A 24,733-nucleotide genomic window follows, 5' to 3' on the forward strand; every position below is an offset into this window, starting at 1 on the left:
GGCCGTGCGCGCTTTCGGTAGCGCCCGCTACCGAAAGCGCGCACGGGTGGGGGCGACTATGCGGGCGAACGGACGATGATGGTGGTGCCGGGGAAGTACGCGGCCAGCTCGGTGCGGGCGTGCTTGAGGGTCGCGGTGCCGTAGCCCTGCTTGCGCAGCTCCGGGTGGACCCAGATCGCGACGTCGACCTCGTGGCCCTGGAGCTCACCGAACGCGAAACCGACCGGCTTGGGGTCGGTGCCGGACAGGTCCTCGGCGACCAGCCACACCGCGGACTCGTCGTCGATGCGCGACAGGCCGGCGGCGCGTTCCTGCTCGACCCGCTCCTCGCCGGCGTCGCCGAGCTGCTCCTCGCACCGCGCGCGGAACAGCTCGCGGTCCCGATCGCTGTTGCTGAACTGACGCAGCCGGAAGTGGGCACCGGTGGCGTACGGACGTTCGGCGGGCGTCCACTTCAGCACCGCGTCGAGGTCGTCGAGTTCCTCCCGGATCTTCTTCCGCTCCGCCTTGGTCAGCCGCCGGAACGGAAGGTTGAGCACCGCTTCGGCGCACGACTCGTTCGTGTCGAGCAGCCGCGCGACGGTCGTGACCGCCTCGGCCCGGTCGTCGCTCTCGACGATGGCATCGAGGACCTCGTGCCGGCGTTCGAGCGCGCGCAGCAGTGCGGCGGCGATCTCCCGCTTGTCGAGTACGCGGTCGTGGTTGGCGGTTGTCATCGGGTGACATCCCTTCTCGAGAGCAGCTCGACCGGGCACCCCACTGGTTCGTGCCCGGCCGTGCCGGCTCCCGCGAAGATCACTCGCACACCACCACCGGGATGACCCGATCCGTCCAGGACTGATAATTGTCGAAATCCGCGTACATCGCCACCAGCCGCGGCCAGTAGTGCGACCGCTCCTCGGGCGTCGCCACCCGCGCCGTCATCTGCCGCACCCGCGAGCGCACCTGCACGGTCACCCGCGGATCGGCGCGGATGTTGCGGAACCACAGCGGGTGCTGAGGCAGGCCGCCCTGGGATGCGACGAGCACCACCCGCTCGCCGTCCTCGAGGAACAGCAGGGGGACGGTCCGTGGCTGCCCGGTCTTGCGGCCCGTGGTGGTGAGCAGGCAGACGGGGATGCCCCACGGGAAGGCGCTGCCCACCCGCCACTTTCCACCGATCCGGCCCCCGGTGGCCTTGTAGGCCGCCACGTTGGCGCGCGACATCCACTTGATGACCGGCACCGTCCACTTCGAGTCGAGGCCCTTCGGCGCGGCGGCTGCGCTCATGTCAGATCCGCTCGATGATCGTGCCGGTGGCCAGCGCGCCGCCGGCGCACATGGTGATCAGCGCGGTCGAGCCGTCGCGCCGCTCGAGCTCGTGCAGGGCGGTGGTGATCAGCCGCGAGCCGGTGGAGCCGACGGGGTGGCCGAGCGCGATCGCGCCACCGTTCACGTTGACCTTGTCCATGTCGGGCTCGTGCACCCGCGCCCACGACAGCAGCACCGACGCGAACGCCTCGTTGACCTCGAACAGGTCCAGGTCGCCGATCGCCATCCCGGACTTGTCGAGGACGCGGCTCGTCGCCTGCACCGGTCCGTCGAGATGGAACTCGGGCTCGGCGCCGACGAGGGCCTGCGAGACGATCCGAGCCCGCGGCTTCAGGCCGAGCGCCGCGGCGCGGTCGGAATCCATGAGCAGCACCGCGGCCGCGCCGTCGGAGATCTGCGACGAGGTGCCGGCCGTGTGGATGCCGCCGTCGAGGACCGGCTTCAGCTTCGCGAGCGACTCCGCGGTCGTCTCGCGCAGGCCCTGGTCGCGGGCGACGGTCTGCTTCTCGCCGGTGAGCGCGCCCGCCTTGTCGACGACGGGTGCGACGACGGGCAGCACCTCGCGGTCGAATCGGCCCTCGTCCCAGGCCTGCTCGGCCAGCGCCTGCGACCGGACGCCGAGGGCGTCGACGTCCTCGCGGGTGATGCCGCGCCGGCGAGCGATGCGCTCGGCCGCCTCGAACTGGTTGGGCATGTCGATGTTCCACGACTCGGGGCGGCGCGGGCCGGCGAGTTCGCCGACGTTCGCGCCGAGCGGCACCTGGGACATCGCCTCGATACCGCAGGCGATGCCGACGTCGATGGCGCCGGTGGCGATGAGCCCGGCGATCAGGTGGTTGGCCTGCTGGGCCGACCCGCACTGGCAGTCGATCGTGGTGGCGCCGACCTGCCACGGCAGTCCGGCGTGCAGCCAGGCGGTGCGGGTGATGTTGTTGGACTGCGCGCCGGCCTGTGTGACGCACCCGCCGATCACCTGCTCGACGAGGGCGGGATCGAGGCCCGCACGCTCGATCAGTCCGCTCTGCGCGGCCCCGAGGATCTCGGCAGCGTGCAGGCCGGCGAGCCAGCCGCCGCGCTTGCCGATCGGGGTGCGTGCCGCCTCGACGATGACTGGTGTGCCCACGGTGGGCTCCTTTCTGATCCTTGTCCTCGCAAAGTAGAACAGGTTGTCGTGGCGGACAAGGTGTGGTCCGAATGATCGGGACTTGGCGATTCCTTGGCGTCCGGGCCGCCCTGTGCTTGAATGCTTTTAGAACGTGTTCCACATCGCGACCCGGTGCACTCGTCAGGGTAGGAGAGAATTCAGTGGCGCAGCCCAACATCCCCGAAGACATCGACTTCACCGATCCGGATCTCTACGCCGAGCGGATGCCGTTCGAGGAGTTCGCCGAGCTGCGTAGGACGGCCCCCGTCTGGTGGAACAAGAAATCCCCGGACGTCGGCGGGTTCCACGACGAGGGATTCTGGGTCGTGTCCCGGCACGAGGAGGTCCGTGAGGTCTCCCGCCGCAGCGACGTGTTCTCCAACTGGGAGAACACCGCCATCCCGCGGTTCAACGACGACATCCCGCGCGAGGCCATCGAACTGCAGCGGCACGTCCTGCTCAACAAGGACGCTCCCGAGCACACCAAGCTGCGCAAACTCGTCGCCCGCGGGTTCACCCCCCGCGCCATCAACGGCCTCCGGGACGAGCTGAACGCCCGCGCGAAGAAGATCGTCGAGGAAGCCTGCCAGGCCGGCCGGGGCGATTTCGTCACCCAGGTCGCCGCCGAGCTGCCCCTGCAGGCCATCGCCGAACTGATCGGCGTCCCGCAGGAGGACCGGGACAAGATCTTCGAGTGGTCGAATCAGATGACCGGCTACGACGATCCGGACAACACCGCCGACCCCGCGGCCGCGTCGATGGAGGTTCTCGGCTACGCGTACCAGATGGCCGCCGCGCGCAAGGAGTGTCCGGCGGACGACATCGTCACCACGCTGATCGAGGCGGACATCGACGGGGACGAGCTCTCACCCGAGGAGTTCGGCTTCTTCTTCATCGTGCTCGCCGTCGCCGGCAACGAGACCACCCGCAACGCGATCACGCACGGCATGGCGGCGTTCCTCGACAACCCGGAGCAGTGGGAGATCTTCAAGCGGGACCGCCCGAAGACCGCGGCCGACGAGATCATCCGCTGGGCCACGCCGGTCACGTCGTTCCAGCGCACCGCGCTCGAGGACACCGAACTCGGCGGGCAGACGATTCGCAAGGGCGACCGCGTCGTGATGCTGTACGCGTCGGCGAACAACGACGAGGAGGTGTTCGAGAACCCCCGGACATTCGACATCCTGCGAGATCCCAACCCGCACCTCGCGTTCGGCGGAACCGGCGCGCACTACTGCCTCGGCGCCAACCTGGCGCGGATGGAGATCGACCTCGTGTTCAACGCGATCGCCGACTACATGCCCGACATCACCAAGGTCGCCGATCCGCGCCGGTTGCGGTCCGGCTGGCTCAACGGCATCAAGGAGTTCCGGGTGGACTACAGGACGGAGGGCGGCTGCCCCGTCGAGCACTGACCCGATGCCACGGCGCCGGGGCGATCGGGGCTCCTACGGCGCCGCCGTGCCGACCGCTGGCCCCGGCGTCCTGCGGATCCGGTCGCCGTTCCCGGATCGGCGCGCGGAGGGATGTCGGACAGAGGTGGGGAGTACCGCAGAAGCCGGCGAGGTGGGTGCACCCCGCCGAAATTGGGGGTGAGGGCGGGGTGCTCGGCCACAGTATTTCGGCCGCCGAGGGCCGGCAGCTTCCGGTCCTGCTGACCGGGATCGGCCTGTGCGACGTCGCCGTGCCGGGTCCGGCCGTGCGGACCGAACGGCGGAGATCTCGCGTGCGGCAGGGCCCGGGCCTGTTGTTCCGCCCAGTGAGACGTCCTCTCCCGTGCGCCGCGGTTGCGGAAATAGTGTCACGTGCTCCCGGAACGGAATCGGCGAAAGGCTTCGAGCATGGTGGATTGGGCAGAGGAATGCGACGTCCTCGTCGTGGGATCGGGGGCGGGAGGCTGCTGCGGCGCGTACACCGCCGCCCGTGAGGGACTGTCGGTCGTCCTGGTCGAGGCCTCCGAGTACTTCGGCGGCACCACCGCCTACTCCGGCGGCGGTGGGGTCTGGTTCCCCACCAACGCCGTGCTGCGACGTGCCGGCGACGACGACACCATCGACGACGCCCTGACCTACTACCATGCCGTCGTCGGCGACCGCACCCCCCGCGACCTGCAGGACGCCTACGTCCGTGGCGGCGCACCCCTGATCGACTACCTCGAGGCCGACGAGGACATCGAGTTCACGGCCTACCCGTGGCCGGACTACTTCGGCAAGGCTCCCAAGGCCAGCGCGAAGGGCCGTCACATCGCACCGACCCCGCGGTCCGTCGCCGACGACCCGGAACTCAACGAATCCGTCCGCGGGCCGCTGGGTCGCGAGCGCAACGGGGATCCGTTGCCGGACAAGCTGATCGGTGGGCGTGCCCTCATCGGCCGGTTCCTGGTCGCCATGCGCAAGTACCCGAACGTGCAGCTGCACCGGAACACGCCGCTCGAGGAACTCGTCGTCGAGGACGGCGCCGTGGTCGGCGCGATCGTCTCCCACGGCGAGCAGCGGCGCGCGGTGCGGGCCCGCAAGGGCGTCGTGCTCGCCGCCGGCGGATTCGACCACAACGACGAGATGCGCGCACGGTACGGCGTCCCCGGCGCGGCCCGCGATTCGATGGGGCCGTGGTCCAACCTCGGCAAGGCCCACCAGGCGGCCATCGCGATCGGTGCCGACGTCGACCTGATGAGCGAGGCGTGGTGGTCGCCGGGGCTGACCCACCCCGACGGGCGCTCGGCCTTCGCGCTGTGCTTCACCGGCGGCATCTTCGTCGACCAGGACGGCAATCGCTTCACCAACGAGTACGCGCCCTACGACCGGCTCGGCCGCGACATCATCGCCCGCATGGACAAGGGCGAGATGACGCTGCCGTTCTGGATGATCTACGACGACCGGAGCGGGGTGGTGCCGCCGATCGCGGCGACGAACGTTCCGCTCGTGGAGACCGAGAAGTACGAGGCGGCGGGACTGTGGAAGACCGCCGACACGCTCGCCGAACTCGCCGGGCAGATCGGGGTGTCGGCCGAGGCGCTCGAGGCGACCGTCGCACGGTTCAACCGCCTCGCCGCCGGCGGCGTCGACGAGGACTTCGGCCGCGGGGACGAGCCCTACGACGTGGCGTTCACCGGCGGCGGTTCGGCGCTGGTCCCGATCGAGAAGGGCCCGTTCCACGCCGCGCAGTTCGGCATCTCGGACCTCGGCACCAAGGGCGGCCTGCGCACCGACACCGTCGGCCGCGTGCTCGACGGCGCCGGGACGCCCATCCCCGGGCTGTACGCGGCGGGCAACACGATGGCCGCCCCGAGCGGCACCGTCTACCCCGGCGGCGGCAACCCGATCGGCACCAGCGCGTTGTTCGCCCACCTGGCGGTCCGGCACATGGCCGGCGCGTAAGGACGACGCCGGCCGCCCGGTCCCGCTCAGTGGGTCCTGCGTCACACTCGGCGTACTCCGTCCGTACGGTTCACACCGACGAACCGTAGGAGTATTCATGAGTACATCGTTGGCACCCGAACGGGCACCCTCGACCCGTGCCGAACGCCGCTACGAGCGGACCCGACCCGTGTGGGCGGTGGTGGCCATTCTCATCGCCGTCGAAGTCATCAGCGCATTCGAGACGTCGATGATGTACGCGGCGCTGCCGACGTTCGCCCGGGTCTTCGAGGCGGACGCCTCCGCGGTCGGATGGACCGTGACGGCGTTTCTGCTGGTGGCGGCGGCCTCGGCGGCGGTGTGCGGCCGGCTCGGCGACATGTACGGTCGCGAACGGGTGCTGATGTTCGTGCTGGCCTGCGCCGCCACCGGCTCGATCGTCAGCATGGCGTTCGGGACCCTCGAGGCCATCATCGCCGGCCGGGCGATCCAGGGGGTGGCGGGCGCGATCCTGCCGCTGTGCATCGGGCTCGCCCGTGAGCACCTGCCCGCGGAACGCGTCCCGATGGCCGTCGCACTGATCTCCGGATCCGCCGTCGCGGCCGGGGCCGCCTCCCTGCTCGTCGCCGGCATCCTCATCGATCTCGGGGACTGGCGGTACATCTTCGTCGTCGCCGCGGCGTACGCCATCGCCTGCATCTTCCTGGTCGAGGCCGTGCTGCCGTGGCGACGCCGCCACCACCACCGGCAGCCGATCGACGTGGTGGGCGCGGCCGGCCTGGCGACGGCCGTGGCCGCCGTCCTGTTCGGGTTGACCCAGAGCCGCGCCTGGGGCTGGAGCGACGGCCGCGTCCTCGCGCCGATCGTCGTCGGTACGGCGATCTTCGCCTGGTGGGTGTGGTGGGAGCTCGGCCGGCCGTCCCCGATCGTGAACCTGCGCCTGCTCGCCGAACGCAACGTCGCGCTGACGATGCTCGCCGGGGTGGCCCTCGGCGTCGGACCGATCGGGGTCGGGACGATGATCATCCCGATCATCATGCAGAGCCCCACCTCCGCGCCGTTCGGCCTCGGACTCACACCCACCTACGCCGGAACGCTGTCGTTCGTCGGCGCGATGATCGGCATGGCGTTCACGCCCGTCGCGGGCCGGATCGCCGCCGCGGTGGGGGCACGGTCGTCGCTGCTGCTCGGCAGCGTGGTGTTCCTCGTGGCGTGCGCCGGATTCTTCTTCTTCCGGGCCTCGGTGCTCGGGATGACGCTGCTGGTGGTGGCCGTCTCGGTGGCGACGGCGTTCGCGTACACCGCGCTGCCGAACCTGCTCGTCGAGTCCGTCCCGGAACACAACACGAGCGAGATGGCCGGCAGCCAGACCGTGCTGCGCACCGCCGCGTCGGCCGTGGGCACCTCGGTGGCGTCGCTCCTGCTCGCGTCCCTGGTGGTGCCGGGGACGGCCACGCCGACGGTGGCCGCACTCGGGGCCGTCTGCACGATGCTGGTGCTGTCCTGCGCCGTGACGATCGTCCTGGGCTCGGCGATCAGGTATCGCCGCGCGTGACGTCCCGCCGGTCCAGCAGCGCCAGATCGCCGGGCACGTCGACGTCTCCCGGATCGGCGAGACCCGTGCAGTCCAGCCGCCGCACCCGGTCGCGGTGGCCGGCGAGGAATCGCCGGGCACCCTCGTCGCCGACGGCCTCCCGGGCCGCCGCCTCGGCATCACGCCGGTCGAACACCACAGGATGGCCGGGGCGGTCGCCGAACATCGGCACGGTGATCGTGCCGGGGCGGTGCGCGGCCAGCACGGTTCGGACGAGTCCGGCGGTGATGCCGGGAAAGTCGACGACGGTCAGGGCGATCACCTCGTGGCCCGTCGTGGCGTCCATCCCGGCCCGCAGCGACGTCGACATCCCCTCGGCCCAGCGCGGATTGACGACGGTTCGGATGCCGGGCGGGCACGCGGCGACGACGTCGTCGGCGTAGGCGCCGGCGACCACCGTGATCTCGTCGCAGCCCCCGGCGGTGAGCGCGGCCACCACGGTGTGCAGCAGCGGGTGGCCGCGGTGGGGGAGCAGTGCTTTCGCGCGCCCGCCCAGTCGCGTGCCGCCCCCCGCCGCGAGGACGATCCCGCCGACGGTCATGGCCGGACTCTAGCCGCGCGCCGCCCCGGCTGCGGGGCGAACCGTCTTCATGGCCCGCTCGACTTCCCAGAAGGCGCGCAGCGACGCGATCCGGCCGTCGTCGTCCACGCGGTAGACGAACACGCCCTCGGCGTCGATCACGTTGCCGCCGAGGGTGGTGCGGATGGTGCCGATGTTGACGCACTCGTCGCCGCACACCAGCACGTCGTCGACGAGGAACTCGAGCCGGTCGGTGTTCGCGATGGTCATGTCGTAGAAGCGCGAGATCGCCTCGCGCCCGTGGTGCCCCGTGCCCTCCGGGTCGAACCCGGACGGACCGACCGGGTCCTCGACGACCCCGTTCTCGGCGAACAGCGCCAGCCACTCGTCCTTGCGCTTCCCGCTGGCCGCGGCCTGGGACGCCCGCGCGGCCACCCGCGCCGGATGTTCGTCGCTCATGCCTGCTCCCTTCGATGGATGTACCTGTCGGCGAATCTGTGCAGGGACTCCTGCTTCGCCTCGAGGGGACTGTCGAAGCCGTGCCCGTCGAAGATCCACGGCACCACGATGATGTCGGTGACCCCGGCGTCCTCGAGTTCGGCGTACCCCGCGCTGCCGAACCGGTCGACGCACACGGCCTGGATCTCGAACGGCTCGTCGGCGCGGCCGTATTCGGCGCGCAGTTCGCGCAGTCGCGCGACCACGTCGACGAGGTCGTCGAAGCGGATCATCGCCGAGGTCCAGCCGTCGCCGATCCGGGCCGCGCGGCGCAGCGCGACGTCGGTGTGGCCGCCGATGTAGAACGGCACCGGTGCGCTGGGGGCGGGGCTCATCTGCAGGCGGTCGAAGTCGAAGAACTCGCCGTGGTGTTCGACCATGCCGCCGCCGAGGATGAGCCTGATGACCTCGATCATCTCGTCGACCCGCTTGCCGCGCCGCGCGTACGGGACGCCGCACCACTCGAATTCCTCCGGGGCCCAGCCGATTCCCACGCCGAAGCCGAAGCGGTTCCCGGTCAGGTTGGCGACCGACCCGACCTGGCGGGCCAGCAGCACGGGGTTGCGGGAGCCGAGCTTGAGGACCTGGGTGTAGAACCGGAGCGTCGACGTGACCGCCCCCATCGCGGCCGCGGCGATCAACGGATCCACCCACGGGGTGTCCTCGGTCCACATCCGCGACCCGTCGGGAGTGTACGGGTAGTCGACGCTCTGCTTCTCCATGTAGAACAGGGAGTCGGGCAGCGCGATCGAGGCGAACCCGCACTCTTCGGCAGTGCGGGCCAGGTCGGCGAGTTGATCGAGCGGCGTCATCGCGACGCCGACGGTGAAGTCCACCACGGTCCGTGCCTATCGTTCCGGTCGGTCCGAGCCGACCACCCACATCGAGAAGTACTGCGAGCCACCACCGTACGCATGCCCGAGCGCCTTGCGCGCACCGTCGACCTGATGTTCCCCGGCGCGGTGCATCACCTGCATCGCCGCCTCGGCGAATCGGATCATTCCGGACGCGCCGATCGGGTTGGACGAGAGCACCCCGCCGGACATGTTGACCGGCAGCTGACCACCGAGGGCCGTTTCCCCGGACTCGGTGAGCTTCCAGCCGGAACGTTCCGGGGTGAAGCCGAGGTTCTCGAGCCACATCGGTTCGAACCACGAGAAGGGGACGTAGATCTCGGCGCAGTCGATCTCGGTGAGCGGGTCGGTGATCCCCGCGGCCTTCCACAGCGCCGCCGCGGCCATCCGGCCCGCCTCGGGGTTGACCTGGTCGCGTCCCGCGTACGTGGTCGGCTCGGTTCGCATCGCGGTGGCGTGGATCCACGCGACGCCCCGGCCCTGCGCCTCGACTGCCGCGGCCGAGTCCTCGTCGCCGATCACCACGGCGCACGCGCCGTCCGAGGAGGGGCAGGTCTCGTCGTAGCGGATGGGGTCCCACAGCATCTGCGACGCCTGCACCGACTCGAGCGTGATGTCCGGCTGCTTGAGGTGCGCGTAGGGGTTCTTCGCGCCGTTGAGGCGGTCCTTGACGGCCACCATCGCGCCGATGTGCTCGGGGGCGCCCGAGCGCCGGATGTAGGAGCGCACGTGGGGGGCGAAGTAGCCACCGGCGCCCGCCCCGACCGGCATGGTGAACGGCACCGGGGTGGACAACGCCCACATGGCGTTCGATTCGGACTGCTTCTCCCACGCCACGGCCAGCACCCGTCGGTGCACGCCGGCCTGGACGAGGCTGGCGGCGACGTTGGCGGTGGACCCGCCGACCGACCCGGCGGTGTGGACCCGCAGCATGGGCTTGCCGGTGGCGCCGATCGCGTCGACCATGCCCAGTTCGGGCATCATCACGCCCTCGAACAGGTCCGGGGCCTTGCCGATGACGACGGCGTCGATGTCGTCCCAGCCCACGTCCGCGTCCGCGAGCGCCCGGTCGATCGCCTCGCGGACGAGACCGGACATCGACACGTCGTGCCGTTTGGCGACGTAGTGGGTCTGTCCCGTGCCGAGGACAGCGGCGAGTTGCTTGCCCATCAGTTGCGTCCCTCCAGAACTGCTACCAGATTCTGTTGCAGCACAGCCCCACTCGTCGCGTGTGCGAGCGCACGTCCGGCGCGGCCGTCCATGATCGCCTGCGCGGCACAGCCGATGCGTTCGAGTCCACCGGAGAACATGGGGTTGCCGGTGAGCGGACCCCCGGTCGGGTTGACCGCCGTCGCGCCCGAGAGGCCGAGCGCCTCGCGCAGGATCAGCTCCTGATGCGTGAACGGGGCGTGCAGCTCGGCGACGTCGAAGGCGGTGTCCCCGCCGGTCACCGCCGCGGCGGCCGCGGCGGCGGACGGTGCCTGCGTCAGGTCCCGCGAGCCGAAGTTCGGGGTGTCGATGCGGTGCTCGATGCCGGTGATCCAGGCGGGGTTCTCGCACAGCTCGCGGGCCCGGTCGCCGGTGGCGAGCACGACGGCGGCGGCGCCGTCGGTGACCGGGGCGCAGTCGTGCCTTCGCAACGGGTCGGCGACGTAGGGCCGGTCGAGCAGTTCCTCGACCGTGACGTCGCCGCTGATCTGGGCATTCGGATTGTCCTTGGCGGCGGCCCGTGCGCGGACGGCGACCTGCGCCATGTCCTCCTCCGTCCACTTGCCGGCGTCGAGTCCGAACCGGGCCTGCAGCCCGGCGAGCGAGACGGAGTCGAGGCCGAGCGGTGCGACGAGGTACGGGTCGAGTTGCACGCCGAGGACCTGGCGCAGCGTGCCCGCCGAGGACTTGCCGAAGCCGTACACGAGCGCGGTGTCGACCTCCCCGGTGAGCAGCTTGACCCACGCCTCGTACAGCGCCCAGGCGGCGTCCATCTCGACGTGGGATTCGTTGATCGGTGGCACCGCGCCGAGCGCGTCCACGGCGGAGATGAACGAGAACGCCCGGCCGGCCAGGTAGTCCGACGAGCCCGAACACCAGAAACCGATGTCGGACTTGGTGATACCCAGCTTGTCGTAGAGCTCCCGGAAGCACGGGACGAGCATCTCGACGCCGTTGGTGGTGCCGGTGGTCTCGCGCACGTGAGGTGCCTGCGCGAAGCCGACGACTGCGATGTCTGTCATGGTGGGCGCGGCTCCCTTACAGGTGGTGTTCGAAGGTCTCGTAGGCGGCGTCCGGCTCGCCGGTCGGCCGGAAGTACTCGATGTTGCGCAGCGTGTAGTCCCACTCCTCGCGCGGGCGCCACTTCGCCTCCACCCGCATGCCCATGCGCACCTCGGAGGCGTCGCACTCGAGGATCAGGTGCAGGAACGGGATGTCGGCACCGTCGAGCAGCACGTACGCCGCGACGTAGGGCGGCGTGATCTGCTGCCCGAGAAACGGCACGTTGACGATGCAGAACGTGGTCACGATGCCCTTGTCGGACACCTCGACCTGCTCGCGGGTGGGGATGCCGTCGGTGGGGTTCGCGCCGCGCGGCGGGATGTAGACCTTGCCGCCGGGACCGGTGCGCCCGCCGATCAGTCGGCCCTCGGCCAGCCCGCGCAGGTAGTAGGACTCCTCGGACGACGCGCTGTGCGTGTAGTGCAGGTCCAGCGGGGTGATCATCATCGTCACCGGTTCGCCGGAGTCCTCCGGCCGCACCGTCACGGTGCCGGCCTCGCCGGGCTCGAACCCGGCGATGTCGCGGATGTGGCCGACGCGGTCGTCGGCCCAGCGCACGCGCACCCGCATCCCGGTGCGCATGTCCGCCGGGTCGGGGACGTCGACCGCGTGCAGCAGCGTCGTGTCGGCCCCGTCCAACTGGATCAGCGCCCACGCGAAGGGACGGTCGAACGGCTGGCCCGGCAACGGATCCGGATTCCAGGTCCAGCTGCGAACCGTGCCGCTCTGCCCGACCTCGACGAAGTCGGTGAGCGGTTCGTGGGTGACCGCGTCGAACTCCGGGGGCGGCACGAGGACTCGTCCGTCCGAACCGCGGGCGCCGAGGATTCGTCCGTCGCGCAGACCGGTGACGAACGCGCCGACGGTCGGCCCCGTGGATCGGGTGTAGTCGAACTTCAGGTTCAGTGGTGCGCTCAGCGGTTTCTCCGCGGTCGCGCTCTTTCCCAGGCTCACAACTTCGAGTAGAACAGGTTCTAGAGACGGTGGCAAGGGTACTGTCCGAGCAGCGGTGCCTTCGGCCCACCCCGAAAGGAATGGTGTGCAATGAAACTGGGTCTGCAGCTCGGCTACTGGGGGGCGCAGCCGCCCGCGAACGCCGGAGAACTCGTCGCTGCCGCCGAAGCGGAGGGCTTCGACGCGGTCTTCGCCGCCGAGTCGTGGGGCTCGGATGCGTTCACACCGCTCGCCTGGTGGGGCTCGGGCACGCAGCGGGTGCGGCTCGGCACGTCCGTCGTGCAGATCTCCGCCCGCACCCCCACCAACTGCGCCATGCACGCCCTCACCCTCGACCACCTCAGCGGCGGCCGGCACATCCTGGGCCTCGGCGTATCGGGCCCGCAGGTCGTCGAGGGATGGTACGGCGAGCCGTTCGCCAAACCGCTCGCTCGCACCCGCGAATACGTCTCGGTCGTGCGCCGGGTGCTCGACCGCCGCGAGCCGGTGACCAACCCGGGGCCGCACTACCCGCTGCCGTACGACGGTCCCGGCGCCACCGGACTCGGCAAGCCGCTCAAGCCCATCACGCACCCGCTGCGCGCGGACATCCCCATCTGGATCGGCGCCGAGGGACCGAAGAACGTCGCGTTGACCGCCGAGATCGCCGACGGATGGCTGGCCATCTACTACTCGCCGCGCCTGGCCCCGATGTACGACGAGTGGCTCGACGAGGGCTTCTCCCGTCCGGGCGCCCGGCGCACCCGCGCCGACTTCGAGATCGCCGCGACCTGCCAGGTCGTCGTCACCGACGACCGGGCGGGGACCGTCGCGGGCCTCAAGCCCGTCACCGCCCTGTACGTCGGAGGCATGGGCACTCCCGAACTGAACTTCCACGCCCAGGTGTACCGGCGGATGGGCTACGGCGACGTCGTCGACGAGGTGACCAGGTTGTTCCGCGCCGGTCGCAAGGACGAGGCCGCCGCCGCGATCCCCGACGAGATGGTCACCGAGACGATGATCGTCGGCGACCGCGACGAGGTCCGCGCCGGAGTGAAGCGCTGGTCCGACGCGGGCGTGACGATGCTGCTGGTGAGCTGCCACGACGCCGAGCACGTGCGTTCCCTGGCGGACGTCGTCCTGGGCTGATCCCGCCGCCCCGGCGCGCACCCACTGCTGCCGCGTGACCGAATGTCACACCGGTTCGATGTGATCGACGCGATGTGACATTCGGTCGGCGGGGGCGGTCGGCGGGGGCGGGCAGAGGCCCCTCAGGCGCCGGTGAACTTCGGGGCCCGCTTCTCGGCGAAGGCGCGGGGGCCCTCCTTGGCGTCGGCGCTCTTGAAGACCTCGGCGCCGAGCTTCGCGTCGATCTCGAAGGCCTCCTCCTCGTGCAGGCCCTCGGTGTCGCGGATGGTCTTCAGGATGGCCCGGACGGCGAGCGGGCCGTTGGCGGCGATGGTGCCGGCGATCTCGAGGGCCTTGTCGAGTGCCTGACCGTCGGGGACGACGTGGCCGATCAGGCCGATCTCCTTCGCCTCGGGGGCCGTGATGTGCCGGCCGGTGAGCAGGATGTCGGCGGCGATCGTGTAGGGGATCTGACGCACGAGCCGCACCGCCGAGCCACCGAGTGGGAACAGGCCCCATTTTGCTTCGGACACACCGAATTTCGCGCTCTCGCCGGCCACCCTGATGTCGGTGCCCTGGAGGATCTCGGTGCCGCCGGCGATGGCCGGCCCCTCCACCGCGGCGATGAGCGGTTTGGTGAGGCGGCGGCCCTTGAGCAGCGCGGGCAGCCTGGACAGGTCCCATCCTCCGCCGTCGCCCTGCTCGAACTTGTCGCCCGGGGCGGACCGGTTCATCGCCTTGAGGTCGGCGCCCGCGCAGAAGGCGCCGCCCGCGCCGGTCAGGACGGCCACCCGGATCTCCGGATCGTTGTCGACGCGGTCCCACGCCTCGGCCATGATCGCCATCATCTCGCCGGAGAGGGCGTTGCGCGCCTCGGGCCGGTTCATGGTGACGATCAGGACCGGACCGCGCTGCTCGACGAGGCAGTGCGGAGCGGCTGTCGAAATGCCGGAAACTTCCGATGCGGTGGTGGACACTGAGGACTCCTGCGGTGTTGTGAACTGGATCTCATTCGGGTCTTGTCAGAAACGGTAACACGTTCTACTTTTGTGTCGTGGCCCTTAACATCGCAGACCTCGTAGAGCACGCAATCGACCTTGTTCCCGACCGCGTCGCGCTCGCGTCGGACGGACGTGAGGTCACCTACGCGCAGCTGGAGGAGCGCGCCAATCGGCTCGCCCACTATCTGCAGGAACAGGGTGTGAAGCCCGGTGACAAGGTGGGTATCTACTCCCGCAACACCATCGAAGCCATCGAGGCGATGGTCGCGGTGTTCAAGATCCGTGCCGTGATGGTGAACGTCAACTACCGGTACGTCGAGAACGAGTTGCAGTACATCTTCGACAACTCGGACATGGTCGCGCTCGTCCACGAGCGTCGCTATTCGGACAAGGTCGCCGCCGTCCTGCCGCACTGTCCGCAGATCCGTACCGTCGTCGTGGTCGACGACGGTACCGATCTCGACTACTCGGGCTACGACGGCGTCGACTACGAGTCCGCCCTGGCCCAGGGCTCCCCCGAGCGCGACTTCGGCGAACGCAGCGCCGACGACCTCTACATCCTCTACACCGGAGGCACCACCGGCAGCCCCAAGGGCGTGATGTGGCGTCAGGAGGACGTGTGGCGCGTGCTCGGCGGCGGCATCAACTTCATGACGGGCGAATACGTCGCCGACGAATGGGAACTCGCCAAGACCGGTGCCTCGGGTGCGCCGCTGGTGCGCTTCCCGATCCCGCCGCTCATCCACGGCGGTGCCCAGTGGGCGGTGCTGCAGTCGCTGTTCAGCGGCGGCAAGGTCATCATGCATCCCGAGTTCGACGGCCACGAGGTGTGGCGGGTCATCGAGGAACACAAGGTCAACGTCATCTTCATCACCGGCGACGCGATGGGCCGCCCGATGCTCGACGCCCTCGAGAGCGGCCGTCCCGGGACGGGGGAGAAGTACGACCTGTCGTCGCTGTTCGCGATGGCGTCGAGCGCGGCCCTGTTCTCCCCGGCGCTGAAGGAGCGCTTCCTGGACCTGATGCCCAACACGGTCGTCACCGACTCGATCGGCTCGTCCGAGACCGGCTTCGGCGGACTCGGCATCGTCGCCAAGGGACAGACCCACGCGGGCGGCCCGACCGTCAAGATCGACGCCTCCACCGCCGTGATCGACGACGAGGGGAACCCGATCGAGCCCGGATCCGGTCAGGTGGGCGTGCTCGCCCGCAAGGGCCACATCCCGATCGGCTACTACAAGGACGAGGTCAAGACCAAGGCGACCTTCCGCGAGTACCACGGTGTCCGCTACTCCATCCCGGGGGACCACGCGCGGGTCGAGGCCGACGGCACCGTCACCATGCTCGGCCGCGGCTCGGTCTGCATCAACACCGGCGGCGAGAAGGTGTTCCCCGAGGAGGTGGAGGGCGCCCTGAAGGCCCACCCGGACGTGTTCGACGTCCTCGTCGTCGGCGTGCCGGACGAGCGCTGGGGACAGCGCGTGTCCGCCGTGATCGCCCCCCGGGCCGGCACCCGGCCGGCGCTGGCCGACCTCGTCGAGGTGGCCCGGACGCAGATCGCCAGCTACAAGATCCCGCGCAGTGTCTGGTACGTCGACGCCATCAAGCGCTCACCGGCCGGCAAGCCCGACTACCGGTGGGCCAAGGAGCAGACCGAGCAGCGCCCAGCGGACGACCACCACACCAACGGCTCCGCTGCGGCGAGCTAGAAGGGACCGGGATGCACACCGATCTCAGCAGGAAATTCGGAATCCAGTACCCGATCTTCGGGTTCACCCCGTCCGAGCACGTCGCCGCCGCGATCAGCCGGGCCGGTGGTCTCGGCGTCCTCGGCTGCGTCCGGTTCAACGACCCGGCCGAACTCGACGACGTCCTCACCTGGATGGACGAGAACACCGACGGCAAGCCCTACGGCGTCGACATCGTGATGCCCGCGAAGGTCCCCACCGAGGGGTCCGCCGTCGACCTCGACAAGCTCATCCCCGCCGAGCACCGTGCCTTCGTCGAGCGCACCCTCGCCGAACTCGGCGTGCCGCCGCTCGACGAGTCCGCCGAACACGCAGCCGGTGTCCTCGGATGGCTGCATTCGGTCGCCCGCTCCCACGTCGACGTCGCGCTCGGGCACCGTCCGGCCCTCATCGCCAACGCACTCGGCTCCCCGCCGAAGGACGTGATCGACCTCGCCCACGAGAAGGGGGTGCCCGTCGCGGCGCTCGCCGGGGCGGTCGAGCATGCCCGGCGGCACGTCGAGAACGGCGTCGACATCGTCATCGCCCAGGGATACGAGGCGGGCGGGCACACCGGTGAGGTGGCCTCGATGGTGCTCTGGCCCGAAATCGTCGACGCCCTCGGCGATTCGGCGACGGTACTTGCCGCCGGCGGAGTGGGGTCGGGTCGGCAGATCGCCGCCGCGCTCGCGCTCGGCGCGTCCGGAGTGTGGATGGGCTCCTACTGGCTCACCACCTCCGAATACAAGCTCGGCGCCGCCGCGGCCGGCCCGTCGTCGGTCCAGCGAGCGCTGCTCGGCGCGTCGTCGTCCGACACCGTGCGCTCGCGGATCTACTCGGGCAAGCCCGCCCGCCTGCTCAAGACGAAGTGGACCGAGGCGTGGTCGAAGCCCGAGGCGCCGTCACCACTGCCGATGCCGTTACAGAACCTGCTCGTGAGCGAAGCCCACCAGCGGATCGCCGCCGCGGACGATCCCGAGGTCGTCGCGATGCCCGTAGGGCAGATCGTCGGCCGGATGAACGAGATCCGGCCGGTCGCGGAGATCATGGCCGAGCTCGTCGCGGGGTACGAGCAGGCCGTCGACCGGCTGAACGCGGCCCGGTGACGGACCGGTGGTGACCGTCTACGATCCCTTCGACCCGCAGTTCCTGGCCGACCCCTACCCGGCCTACCGGATGCTGCGGGACGAGGATCCGGTGCATCGCCACGTCAGCGCCCGGAACGGCATCCCGCCGTTCTGGGCGCTGTCCCGCTTCGAGGACGTGTGGAACGCGGTGCGCGACACCGGCACCTACTCCTCTGCACAGGGATTGACGTTCGTACCCGACGAGATCGGAAAACTGGGTCTCGCGCCGACGATCGTCATGCTCGACCCGCCGCGGCACGGACAACTGCGTGGACTCGTCGCGAAGGGCTTCACTCCCCGGCGCGTCGCGGCTCTCGAGGACGCGGTGCGCGGATTCGTCCGAGTGCTGCTGGATTCCTTCGCGGGCTGGCGTGAGGTGGATCTGCACCGCGAGTTCTCCTCGCCGATACCCACATTCGTGCTGGCCGAGCTGCTCGGGGTGCCGGCAGCCGACCGGCCGCGCTTCGATCCGTGGGTCGCTGCCCTCACGGCGCTGCAGGACTCCGGGTTCGACCTGAACGCCATGAGCGCCCCCGCTGCCGTCGCCGAGATGTTCGAGTACTTCGCCGGGTTGATCACCGAGCGCCGTCGCGCACCCGGCGACGACCTGATCAGCGCGTTGACCGAAGTCGAGTCCGACGGCGAACTGCTCACCGACTGGGAGATCCTCGGCTTCTGCTTCGTCATGGTCGCCGGGGGCAACGACACCACCGGGAACCTGATCTCGCACGCGGTGATGCTGCTCGACACCGACCACCGCCAGCGCGCCCTGCTCGTCGACGACCCCGCCCGGATCCCGGGCGCGCTGATGGAGACGCTGCGGCTGGAGGGATCGGTGCAGGGACTGGCGCGGACCACCACGCGCGACGTCGAACTGCACGGGGTGACGATTCCCGCGGGGGAGAAGGTGATGATGCTCTACGGCGCGGCCAATCGGGACGAACGCGAATTCGGGGACACCGCCGAGCAGTTCGACATCACCCGCTCCATTCCGCGGCACCTGGGTTTCTCCAGCGGTCCCCACTTCTGCATCGGCTCGCACCTGGCGAAGTTGCAGTCCCGGGTCGCCCTCGAGGAATTGCTGTCCCGGTATCCGCACGTGTCGGTCGACCCGGGTGCGGGGGTACGCCTGCAGTCGTCGTTCACCCGCGGCTGGGTGAGCCTGCCCGCGTCGCTCGGGTAGCCGCGTTTCAGGGCTGCACCTCGACAACCCCGTGCGCGCCCCGCTCGGCGTCGACCATCACGTGCGAGACGAAGGGATAGCGGCCCTCCTCGGGGAAGGTCAGCTCGACGAACCCGCCCTGGGACGGCGACAAGCCGAGCGTCTGCGCACCGGAGACGCCCGGGCGCAGGCGATAGTCGCCCTCGGTCCAGACCGTGTCGAACTGCCCGCCGACGACATGGAACGCGGTGCCCCGGTCGGGTCCGGCCGCGAGTACCCAGATCCGCACCCGCTCGCCGACACGGGCGGGCAGCGGCACGTGGTCGTATTGTCCGGCGTAGCCGTTGAACACCACCAGATCCGGTGCCTCCGCTGCGATCTTGGCCGCGTCCGCCTCACCCGCCGCCGGACCGAGATACAACTCCGACTGCACCAGCACGTACTCGCGGTCCACCGGCGGGAGGTCCGGCGGATCGATGACGACGGCGCCGAACATCCCGTTCGCGATGTGCACGGACATCGGCATCGTGGCGCAGTGGTACATCCAGATGCCGGCACGCGTCGCGGTGAACCGGTAGACCAGGGACTGTCCGGGGTCGATGGTGCGCATCGGCCCGTCGGGGGCGAGCGACCCGGCGTGGAAGTCGATCGAATGCCCGATCGTCCCGTCGTTGACCAGCGTGATCTCGAAGACGTCGCCGACCTTGCCGTGCAGGGTGGGACCGGGTGCGGTGCCGCCGAACGTCCACAGTCGCTGGGTGATTCCGGGGGCGACGGGACGCTCGGATTCGGTCACGGTCAGGGTGATGCGGTGCTCCGGCATCGGCGCGGGCAGCGCCGGGTCGTGCGGGACGAAGTCCGGTCCCGGTTCGGCACCGAGGCTGCGAGCGACGTCGGTGGCGGCGAGCGATGTGCCGGCTGTCGCCGCGGCATGATCGGCGTGCGCGTCCGGGGCCGGCGCGCCGGTCGCGCGGATCCGTAGCGTCATGCCCATCTGCCGGTGGCCGGCGACCGAGCACCACCCGTCGACGTCGCTGCCGATCACGCCGGCGTCGAGAGTGGCGGAGTCGCCGGGAGCGAGGCGCTCGGTTCGGGTTCCGTCGGCAAGGACGAGGTCGTGCCGATCCGTACCGGAATTGGTGAGGGTGACGACGAGGCGGTTTCCGGCGGGAACGTCGATCACGTCGGGCACGAACCGCATCCCTTCGATGCGGACCTGAGCTTCCGTGGTGACGCCCGTGACCTCGACCGCCTCCGCGCGCACGGTGGAGATGCCCGCCGCCGCGGGATCCGCCGCCACGCCCGCGGCGGCGGCCACCACGACGACACCCAGGCCCGCGGCGGCCACACCGAGACGCCGCCGGGCGGGGATCGGTTCGGGCCTGCCGAGCCGCGACGGCGTGCCCTTGGCCCGGCGGCCGGCCACCACCGCGCGTACCGCGAGCGGAAGAAACGCGGCGAGGGCGACGAGAACCAGCATCGACGCCAGGACGCGCACCAGGCTCGGCGCCGGGAGCACGCACAGCACCAGGCCCCCGTTGGCCACCGCGACACGCCACGCCGCGCCGCGTTCGAGTTCCGCCGTCGCGGCCTGCACGGCCGCCCGCCCGCCGATGACCACCGGGAGCAGGTACGTCAGGGCCCCGAGCAGCACCTGGACGAGGAAGCCGGCGAGCAGGATCCCGGTGGCCGTGCCGATACGGCCGGCGGCGGCCGTCCAGCCGGGTGCGGTGGCCAGCGCGACCGCCACGTAGGCGGCGCTCACGAGGAACCAGGTCACCCCCGCGAGGACGGACATCGTCGCGAAATCGGCGGGTGTGCGGCGACGGATCTCCGCGAGGTGCGGTTCGAGCACGTACACCGCTGCGGCGAGGTAGGTGAGCGCGCCCGCCGCTGCGAGCCCGGTGCTCCCCATGATCGCCCCGGCCACTCCGGCGCCGAGCCCGGCGGCGAGAACGGGCAGACCGTGCCGCGCCGCCGTCTCCACCCGCTGCGCCACCCGGGTGCGCAGCATCGTCGGCCACAGGGTGACCAGCGTGCCGAGCACGGTCAGTCCCATCCACCCGAACAGGTTGACTCCGGCGTGCGCGACGACGAACCGCTCGTGCAGCGTCCCCGGCAGCGCGTCGTTCGCCATCGCGGCGCCGAGACCTGCCCCCAGCGGCAGCAGGGCGGCGGCCACGATGTAGAAGCGGACGGTCTCGCCGAAGCGTGACGGCAGCGCGGCCCGCAGGTGCCGGACGAGGATCACGGCGTGTATCGCGGCGATCACCGCCACCGTGACGCTGCCGGCGAGCACCAGGGGCCACCAGCGGCCGAGCATGCCCGCGACGACCGCGACCGCGCCGGCGTTGAACACCACCAGCCGCAGCGCTTCGGGTCGACGACTCGTCGCCGGCGGGCGGCGCAGCAGGGCGTCCGCGAAGTGCCGGCTCCAGACGAGGACGGCGTTGCTCGCCGCCCCGAGTCCGAGCAGATGCACCAGCAGCCACCCGGACATCGGCACGAACCGGTGAGCGAGCGCGACGACGACGAGCGCGACGAACCACGCGAACACGATCGTCCCCGCCCGCAGGTGCCATCCGCCGCGGCTCATGCCGGCGCCTCCGTCCGCGCCGGTCGCAGCGCCGAGTACGCGGCCACCGCGAGAAAGGCGAGCACCGCGACGATGTTCAGGACCCCGCCGACGGTGACGGCCCATCCGACGCCGCGGACGTCCCCGACCGCCAGGCGTAGCAGCAGGGACCCATGCAGCAGCACTGCGGGCCCGTACATGGCGGGGCGGTACGGCAGGGGCCGTCGCACCACGGCCGGGAGAACGATCGGGGCGTGCGCGAGGATCATCGACAGCACGAAGCCGAGCATCACCGCATGCACGACCGCGTCGTACCCGCCGCCCGTCCGGACCGGGCCGACGAGCAACCACGTCAGTCCCGCCGCGGCCAGCCACCCGTACCCGGCGAGCAGGCACACGGCCGTGAACCGGGCCTGTCCGGCCGCGCGGACCGTGCGGCGGGCCACGTCGAACCGGGCCAGCCAGGCGACGAGGGCCAGCAGCGCGGCGCCCAGGAGGGGATACCCGGCGGACGGCCACAACAGGGTGGCGAGCACGCCGGCCACGACGGCCCCCGCGCTCGCCACCAGGAGCTGCTCCGCGCCGGTGCCGACCATCGCCACCCGCGCGAGCTCGAGGCGTTCCCCCGCGATCGTGAGCACGAGGAAGCCGACGAACCACGGCAGCAGGTCGGGGACGGACACGCCGCCGAGCCACAGCAGTGCACCGCCCGTCGCGAGGACCGCGCCGGCCGCCTGCACGACCACCGCGACGTCCTCGGTGCGCCGCCACAACGGCACGTACACCGCGACGAGCAGGGCGCTGCCGGCCACGAGGAGGCCGTCGGCGAGACCTCGGGGGGCGGGGGCGACGAGCAGCAGACCGCCTGCGCCCAGGCAGATCGGCGCGGAATACCCCCAGCGGCGTCCGAGTGCGACAGCGCGCTCGAGGGCGACCACCGTGCCGACGAAGCCGAGCACCAGCACGACGCCGTGGACCTCGGGGAGCCGGTCGCTGTCGACCGGAGCGGGCACACCGAGCAGCAGCAGTGCGGCGTCGAGACCGGCGAGGAGGGCCACCCCGCCCGGGAAGAGCAGCAGCGCGCGTGTCGGAACGGGACGCTCGTTCACGGCTGCCGCCCCGAGGGCCGTGGCGGTGCGGCGGGCGTAGGCAGGAAGAGCCGGCACGCGCCGGGTTCGGCGAAGGGCAGCAGGTCCAGGCCCGGCCCGGTGGGAGCGCCGAGTTCGGCGAGGACGCCCTCGACGATACCGAGGTGGACCTGGCACACCACCGTGGGGAAACGGCGGGCGGCGGCGAGCAGCGGGCACCGGCGGAGCGCGACGCCGCGGAGCGGCCCGTCGTCGACCGGGTCGAAGCCGAGGTGGGCGAGCAGGGTCAGCACCGTCCGGTCGGGGTCGCCGGAGGCGCGGTACTCGCGCACGAGGTCGCGGCCCCAGTCGGTACCGGCCGCGCGGGCGTCGGACTCGGGAGTGGCGCTGGTGCGGGCGAGGTGCCCGGCGAGGGCGGTGGCGAGTCCGGCGTAGTCGCGCGCGGAGACGGAGGGGTCGGCGGCGGGTGCGGGCCGGTACCACCGCGCGGGCCGGCCGCGTCCCCGCGCCGGTTGCGGGCCGACGCTGTCGTGGACGAGCAGGCCGAGTTCCACGAGGGCTTCGAGATGCTCGCGCACCGTGTTGGTGTGCAGGGTGAGACGTCCGGCGACGTCGCCGACGCGCACGGGAGCATGGGTGCGCACGTCGCCGAGGACGGTCGCGCGCTGGGCCGACAGCGGCGGCGGCTCCGCCGTTGCCGGAGGTGCCGGCCCGAGAACCGGATCACTATTTTCCACGGAATTAACTGTAGTAAATGGGGCCGGGAACGGCCAGCCCGGCCGCGGATCGGTGTGTCCTTTGGGCGGTCAGGACCGCCCAAAGGACGCACCGCTGGCGAGGTCGGGTGTCAGGAGGGTGAATTCGCGGTCACCGCGCGACCGCATCCACACCGGGTCGGTGCAGTTCCACCGTTCGGCGCTGAGCGTGCGGGTGAGCACCTTGAAGGTGGCCGTGCGCGGGAAGTCGGAGCACACCCGGATCAGCGTCGGCAGCTGTTTGGGGCCGAGGTCGGGCTGCGCGTCGAGGAAGTCCGCGAACGCGACCGGATCGAACTCGTCGGTCGCGGTGGGGATGACGGCGGCCATCACCCGATCGCCCACGTCCGCATCCGGGACCGCGTAGACCGCGACCTGGGCGAAGCCCGGATAGCGGAGCAGGATGCGCTCGATCGGTGCGGCCGCGATGTTCTCGCCGTCGACGCGCATCCACCCGGAACTGCGACCGGCGAAGTAGACGAAGCCCTCGGCGTCGACGTAACCGAGATCGCCGCTGTGGTAGCGGCCGTCGCGCATCCGTTCGGCATCGGCCCCCGGATTCTTGTAATAGCCTGCGAACAGACCGGACCCGGTGACGTTGACGAGTTCGCCGGTCGCGACGTCGGCGTTGAGGACACGGCCGTCGGCGTCGAACTCGGCGACAGGGCAGGGAGATCCGGTGTCCGGGTCGAAGATCTGCACGCCGTCGGGCAGTCGGCCCAGTGCTCCGGGCGGGGCGTCGGGCGCCGCGGAGATCGAGATGCCGCCCTCGGTGGAGCCGAACCCGTCGACGACCGTCGCGCCGAACCGTCGCCGGAACGCGGCGATCGCGGGGGCCGTGCCCTCGTTGCCGTACATGATGCGCAGGGGGTTGTCCGCCTCGCCGGGTTCCTCCGGGGTGGCGACGATGTAGGACAACGGCTTTCCCACGTAGTTGGCGTAGGTTACCCCGAATCGGCGCACGTCCGGCAGGAACCCGGAGGCGGAGAACCTGCGCCGCAGGGCGATCCCGGACCCCGCCGCGAGCGCCACCGCCCAGCCGGCCATCATCGCGTTGGAGTGGAACATCGGCATCGACACGTACACGACGTCGTCGGCACCGAGACCGAACCGCTCCGCGAGCATCACGCCGGGGCCGGTGATCTTCTCGTGGGTGCAGCACACGGCCTTCGGGTCGCCGCTGGTGCCGGAGGTGAAGATCAGCATGAACAGGTCGGTCGGGCTGGCCGGGACCGGTTCGACGGTGGCACCGGCATACGGGGCGAGCAGCGCGGCCCACTCGGCGGAGTCGACGTCGATCACCCGCACCCCGCCGAGATCGAGCCCGTCGAGCAGTCGGGCGTTCGCGGTCTCGGTGAACACCACCTGGCAGTCCGCGAGCGCGATGTCGCGGGCCAGGGCCTGCCCGCGGCGAGTGGTGTTCAGCCCGACCACCACCGACCCGGACAGTGCCGCGGCGCCGAGCAGCAGCGAGAACTCCGGCACGTTGTCCATGAGGATCCCGAAGTGCCGGGGCCTGCGCGGGTCGAGCAGTTCGTGCAGCAGGGCGGCCCGATCCCGGCCGGCCTGCACGTGCTCGCGCCACGTCAGCGACGTATTCTCGAACTGCAGGCCACGATCGTCGACGGTGGCGAGCCGCTCGAGGAGCGCGGTCACCGTGAGTGCGTCGGTCATGGGGGCATCCTGGCG

General features: G+C 70.9%; 21 protein-coding genes. 7 read left to right on the top strand and 14 right to left on the bottom strand.

Going from position 1 to position 24,733, the window contains the following annotated elements:
- Window positions 1–56 precede the first annotated feature (56 nt).
- From F1734_RS05385 to F1734_RS05395, 3 genes are all read right to left on the bottom strand, one after another.
- On the bottom strand, window positions 57–716 hold the full coding sequence (locus F1734_RS05385; RefSeq protein WP_010594471.1) for a GNAT family N-acetyltransferase: 660 nt from the start codon (window positions 714–716) through the stop codon (window positions 57–59).
- 79 nt (window positions 717–795) lie between these two features.
- On the bottom strand, window positions 796–1,269 hold the full coding sequence (locus tag F1734_RS05390; RefSeq protein WP_010594470.1) for a nitroreductase family deazaflavin-dependent oxidoreductase: 474 nt from the start codon (window positions 1,267–1,269) through the stop codon (window positions 796–798).
- Window position 1,270: 1 nt separating this feature from the next.
- The gene (locus tag F1734_RS05395; protein WP_010594469.1) at window positions 1,271–2,434 is read right to left on the bottom strand and encodes a steroid 3-ketoacyl-CoA thiolase; all 1,164 of its coding nucleotides are present in this window, start codon (window positions 2,432–2,434) and stop codon (window positions 1,271–1,273) included.
- Window positions 2,435–2,616: 182 nt separating this feature from the next.
- Here F1734_RS05395 and F1734_RS05400 point away from each other — a divergent pair, with 182 nt between their 5' ends.
- The 3 genes from F1734_RS05400 to F1734_RS05410 all read left to right on the top strand — a co-directional run bounded on the left by F1734_RS05400 (window position 2,617) and on the right by F1734_RS05410 (window position 7,366).
- The gene (locus tag F1734_RS05400) at window positions 2,617–3,870 is read left to right on the top strand and encodes a cytochrome P450 (RefSeq protein ID WP_010594468.1); all 1,254 of its coding nucleotides are present in this window, start codon (window positions 2,617–2,619) and stop codon (window positions 3,868–3,870) included.
- A gap of 390 nt (window positions 3,871–4,260) precedes the next feature.
- Complete coding sequence (locus F1734_RS05405; RefSeq protein ID WP_267966271.1) at window positions 4,261–5,832, top strand: FAD-binding protein; 1,572 nt, start codon at window positions 4,261–4,263, stop codon at window positions 5,830–5,832.
- 97 nt (window positions 5,833–5,929) lie between these two features.
- Complete coding sequence (locus F1734_RS05410; protein WP_230831687.1) at window positions 5,930–7,366, top strand: MFS transporter; 1,437 nt, start codon at window positions 5,930–5,932, stop codon at window positions 7,364–7,366.
- Here the strand turns inward: F1734_RS05410 and F1734_RS05415 are convergent.
- The 6 genes from F1734_RS05415 to F1734_RS05440 are packed head-to-tail and all read right to left on the bottom strand — an operon-like array spanning window position 7,347 to window position 12,502.
- Window positions 7,347–7,946, bottom strand: a complete 600-nt coding sequence (locus tag F1734_RS05415; protein ID WP_010594465.1) for a nucleotidyltransferase family protein — start codon at window positions 7,944–7,946, stop codon at window positions 7,347–7,349. The two genes, F1734_RS05410 and F1734_RS05415, sit on opposite strands and share 20 nt — an antisense overlap.
- A gap of 9 nt (window positions 7,947–7,955) precedes the next feature.
- Window positions 7,956–8,384: a nuclear transport factor 2 family protein gene (locus tag F1734_RS05420; protein WP_010594464.1), complete on the bottom strand. Its 429-nt coding sequence runs from the start codon at window positions 8,382–8,384 to the stop codon at window positions 7,956–7,958.
- Window positions 8,381–9,259 (bottom strand): TIGR03619 family F420-dependent LLM class oxidoreductase, encoded by an 879-nt coding sequence (locus tag F1734_RS05425; protein ID WP_026137822.1) that lies wholly within the window; start codon window positions 9,257–9,259, stop codon window positions 8,381–8,383. The genes F1734_RS05420 and F1734_RS05425 overlap by 4 nt, the downstream gene beginning before the upstream one ends.
- A 12-nt stretch (window positions 9,260–9,271) precedes the next feature.
- Entirely contained in the window at window positions 9,272–10,447 is a 1,176-nt protein-coding gene (locus F1734_RS05430; protein ID WP_010594462.1) for a thiolase domain-containing protein, read from the bottom strand.
- The gene (locus F1734_RS05435; protein ID WP_010594461.1) at window positions 10,447–11,508 is read right to left on the bottom strand and encodes a thiolase domain-containing protein; all 1,062 of its coding nucleotides are present in this window, start codon (window positions 11,506–11,508) and stop codon (window positions 10,447–10,449) included. Before F1734_RS05435 ends, F1734_RS05430 begins: the two co-directional genes overlap by 1 nt.
- A gap of 16 nt (window positions 11,509–11,524) precedes the next feature.
- On the bottom strand, window positions 11,525–12,502 hold the full coding sequence (locus F1734_RS05440; RefSeq protein WP_017680982.1) for a Zn-ribbon domain-containing OB-fold protein: 978 nt from the start codon (window positions 12,500–12,502) through the stop codon (window positions 11,525–11,527).
- A 90-nt stretch (window positions 12,503–12,592) separates the two neighbouring features.
- On the opposite strand from F1734_RS05440, the gene F1734_RS05445 reads away from it, so the two are divergent.
- Entirely contained in the window at window positions 12,593–13,630 is a 1,038-nt protein-coding gene (locus F1734_RS05445) for an LLM class F420-dependent oxidoreductase (RefSeq protein WP_017680983.1), read from the top strand.
- Window positions 13,631–13,752: 122 nt separating this feature from the next.
- Here the strand turns inward: F1734_RS05445 and F1734_RS05450 are convergent, their stop codons facing one another.
- Window positions 13,753–14,586, bottom strand: a complete 834-nt coding sequence (locus F1734_RS05450; RefSeq protein WP_203011407.1) for a crotonase/enoyl-CoA hydratase family protein — start codon at window positions 14,584–14,586, stop codon at window positions 13,753–13,755.
- 77 nt (window positions 14,587–14,663) lie between these two features.
- On the opposite strand from F1734_RS05450, the gene F1734_RS05455 reads away from it, so the two are divergent.
- Genes F1734_RS05455 through F1734_RS05465 form a run of 3 tightly spaced genes read left to right on the top strand, consistent with a single transcriptional unit; the run spans window position 14,664 to window position 18,647 of the window.
- Window positions 14,664–16,319 carry an acyl-CoA synthetase gene (locus F1734_RS05455; RefSeq protein ID WP_010594456.1) on the top strand — a complete coding sequence of 552 codons (1,656 nt, stop codon included), beginning with the start codon at window positions 14,664–14,666 and terminating at the stop codon, window positions 16,317–16,319.
- An 11-nt stretch (window positions 16,320–16,330) separates the two neighbouring features.
- Window positions 16,331–17,443, top strand: a complete 1,113-nt coding sequence (locus F1734_RS05460) for an NAD(P)H-dependent flavin oxidoreductase (protein WP_010594455.1) — start codon at window positions 16,331–16,333, stop codon at window positions 17,441–17,443.
- A 10-nt stretch (window positions 17,444–17,453) separates the two neighbouring features.
- Entirely contained in the window at window positions 17,454–18,647 is a 1,194-nt protein-coding gene (locus tag F1734_RS05465; protein ID WP_228287187.1) for a cytochrome P450, read from the top strand.
- Between the two features lie 7 nt (window positions 18,648–18,654).
- On the opposite strand, the gene F1734_RS05470 is transcribed toward F1734_RS05465, so the two are convergent.
- The 4 genes from F1734_RS05470 to F1734_RS05485 form a co-directional block, all read right to left on the bottom strand.
- Complete coding sequence (locus F1734_RS05470; RefSeq protein WP_010594453.1) at window positions 18,655–21,222, bottom strand: multicopper oxidase domain-containing protein; 2,568 nt, start codon at window positions 21,220–21,222, stop codon at window positions 18,655–18,657.
- Complete coding sequence (locus F1734_RS05475) at window positions 21,219–22,367, bottom strand: hypothetical protein (protein ID WP_010594452.1); 1,149 nt, start codon at window positions 22,365–22,367, stop codon at window positions 21,219–21,221. The genes F1734_RS05470 and F1734_RS05475 overlap by 4 nt, the downstream gene beginning before the upstream one ends.
- Window positions 22,307–23,026 (bottom strand): helix-turn-helix transcriptional regulator, encoded by a 720-nt coding sequence (locus tag F1734_RS05480; protein WP_228287186.1) that lies wholly within the window; start codon window positions 23,024–23,026, stop codon window positions 22,307–22,309. Before F1734_RS05480 ends, F1734_RS05475 begins: the two co-directional genes overlap by 61 nt.
- Window positions 23,027–23,095: 69 nt before the next feature.
- Entirely contained in the window at window positions 23,096–24,718 is a 1,623-nt protein-coding gene (locus tag F1734_RS05485; protein ID WP_203011408.1) for a long-chain-fatty-acid--CoA ligase, read from the bottom strand.
- Between the last annotated feature and the right edge of the window lie 15 nt (window positions 24,719–24,733).

This window comes from Rhodococcus ruber, assembly GCF_016804345.1.
GTDB lineage: Bacteria > Actinomycetota > Actinomycetes > Mycobacteriales > Mycobacteriaceae > Rhodococcus > Rhodococcus ruber.

Excerpts from the sequence above, each read along its gene's own strand:
- F1734_RS05385 (WP_010594471.1), bottom strand. The coding sequence starts at position 716 with ATGACAACCGCCAACCACGACCGCGTACTCGACAAGCGGGAGATCGCC.
- F1734_RS05390 (WP_010594470.1), bottom strand. The coding sequence starts at position 1,269 with ATGAGCGCAGCCGCCGCGCCGAAGGGCCTCGACTCGAAGTGGACGGTG.
- F1734_RS05410 (WP_230831687.1), top strand. The coding sequence starts at position 5,930 with ATGAGTACATCGTTGGCACCCGAACGGGCACCCTCGACCCGTGCCGAA.
- F1734_RS05415 (WP_010594465.1), bottom strand. The coding sequence starts at position 7,946 with ATGACCGTCGGCGGGATCGTCCTCGCGGCGGGGGGCGGCACGCGACTG.
- F1734_RS05420 (WP_010594464.1), bottom strand. The coding sequence starts at position 8,384 with ATGAGCGACGAACATCCGGCGCGGGTGGCCGCGCGGGCGTCCCAGGCC.
- F1734_RS05430 (WP_010594462.1), bottom strand. The coding sequence starts at position 10,447 with ATGGGCAAGCAACTCGCCGCTGTCCTCGGCACGGGACAGACCCACTAC.
- F1734_RS05435 (WP_010594461.1), bottom strand. The coding sequence starts at position 11,508 with ATGACAGACATCGCAGTCGTCGGCTTCGCGCAGGCACCTCACGTGCGC.
- F1734_RS05445 (WP_017680983.1), top strand. The coding sequence starts at position 12,593 with ATGAAACTGGGTCTGCAGCTCGGCTACTGGGGGGCGCAGCCGCCCGCG.
- F1734_RS05460 (WP_010594455.1), top strand. The coding sequence starts at position 16,331 with ATGCACACCGATCTCAGCAGGAAATTCGGAATCCAGTACCCGATCTTC.
- F1734_RS05470 (WP_010594453.1), bottom strand. The coding sequence starts at position 21,222 with ATGAGCCGCGGCGGATGGCACCTGCGGGCGGGGACGATCGTGTTCGCG.
- F1734_RS05485 (WP_203011408.1), bottom strand. The coding sequence starts at position 24,718 with ATGACCGACGCACTCACGGTGACCGCGCTCCTCGAGCGGCTCGCCACC.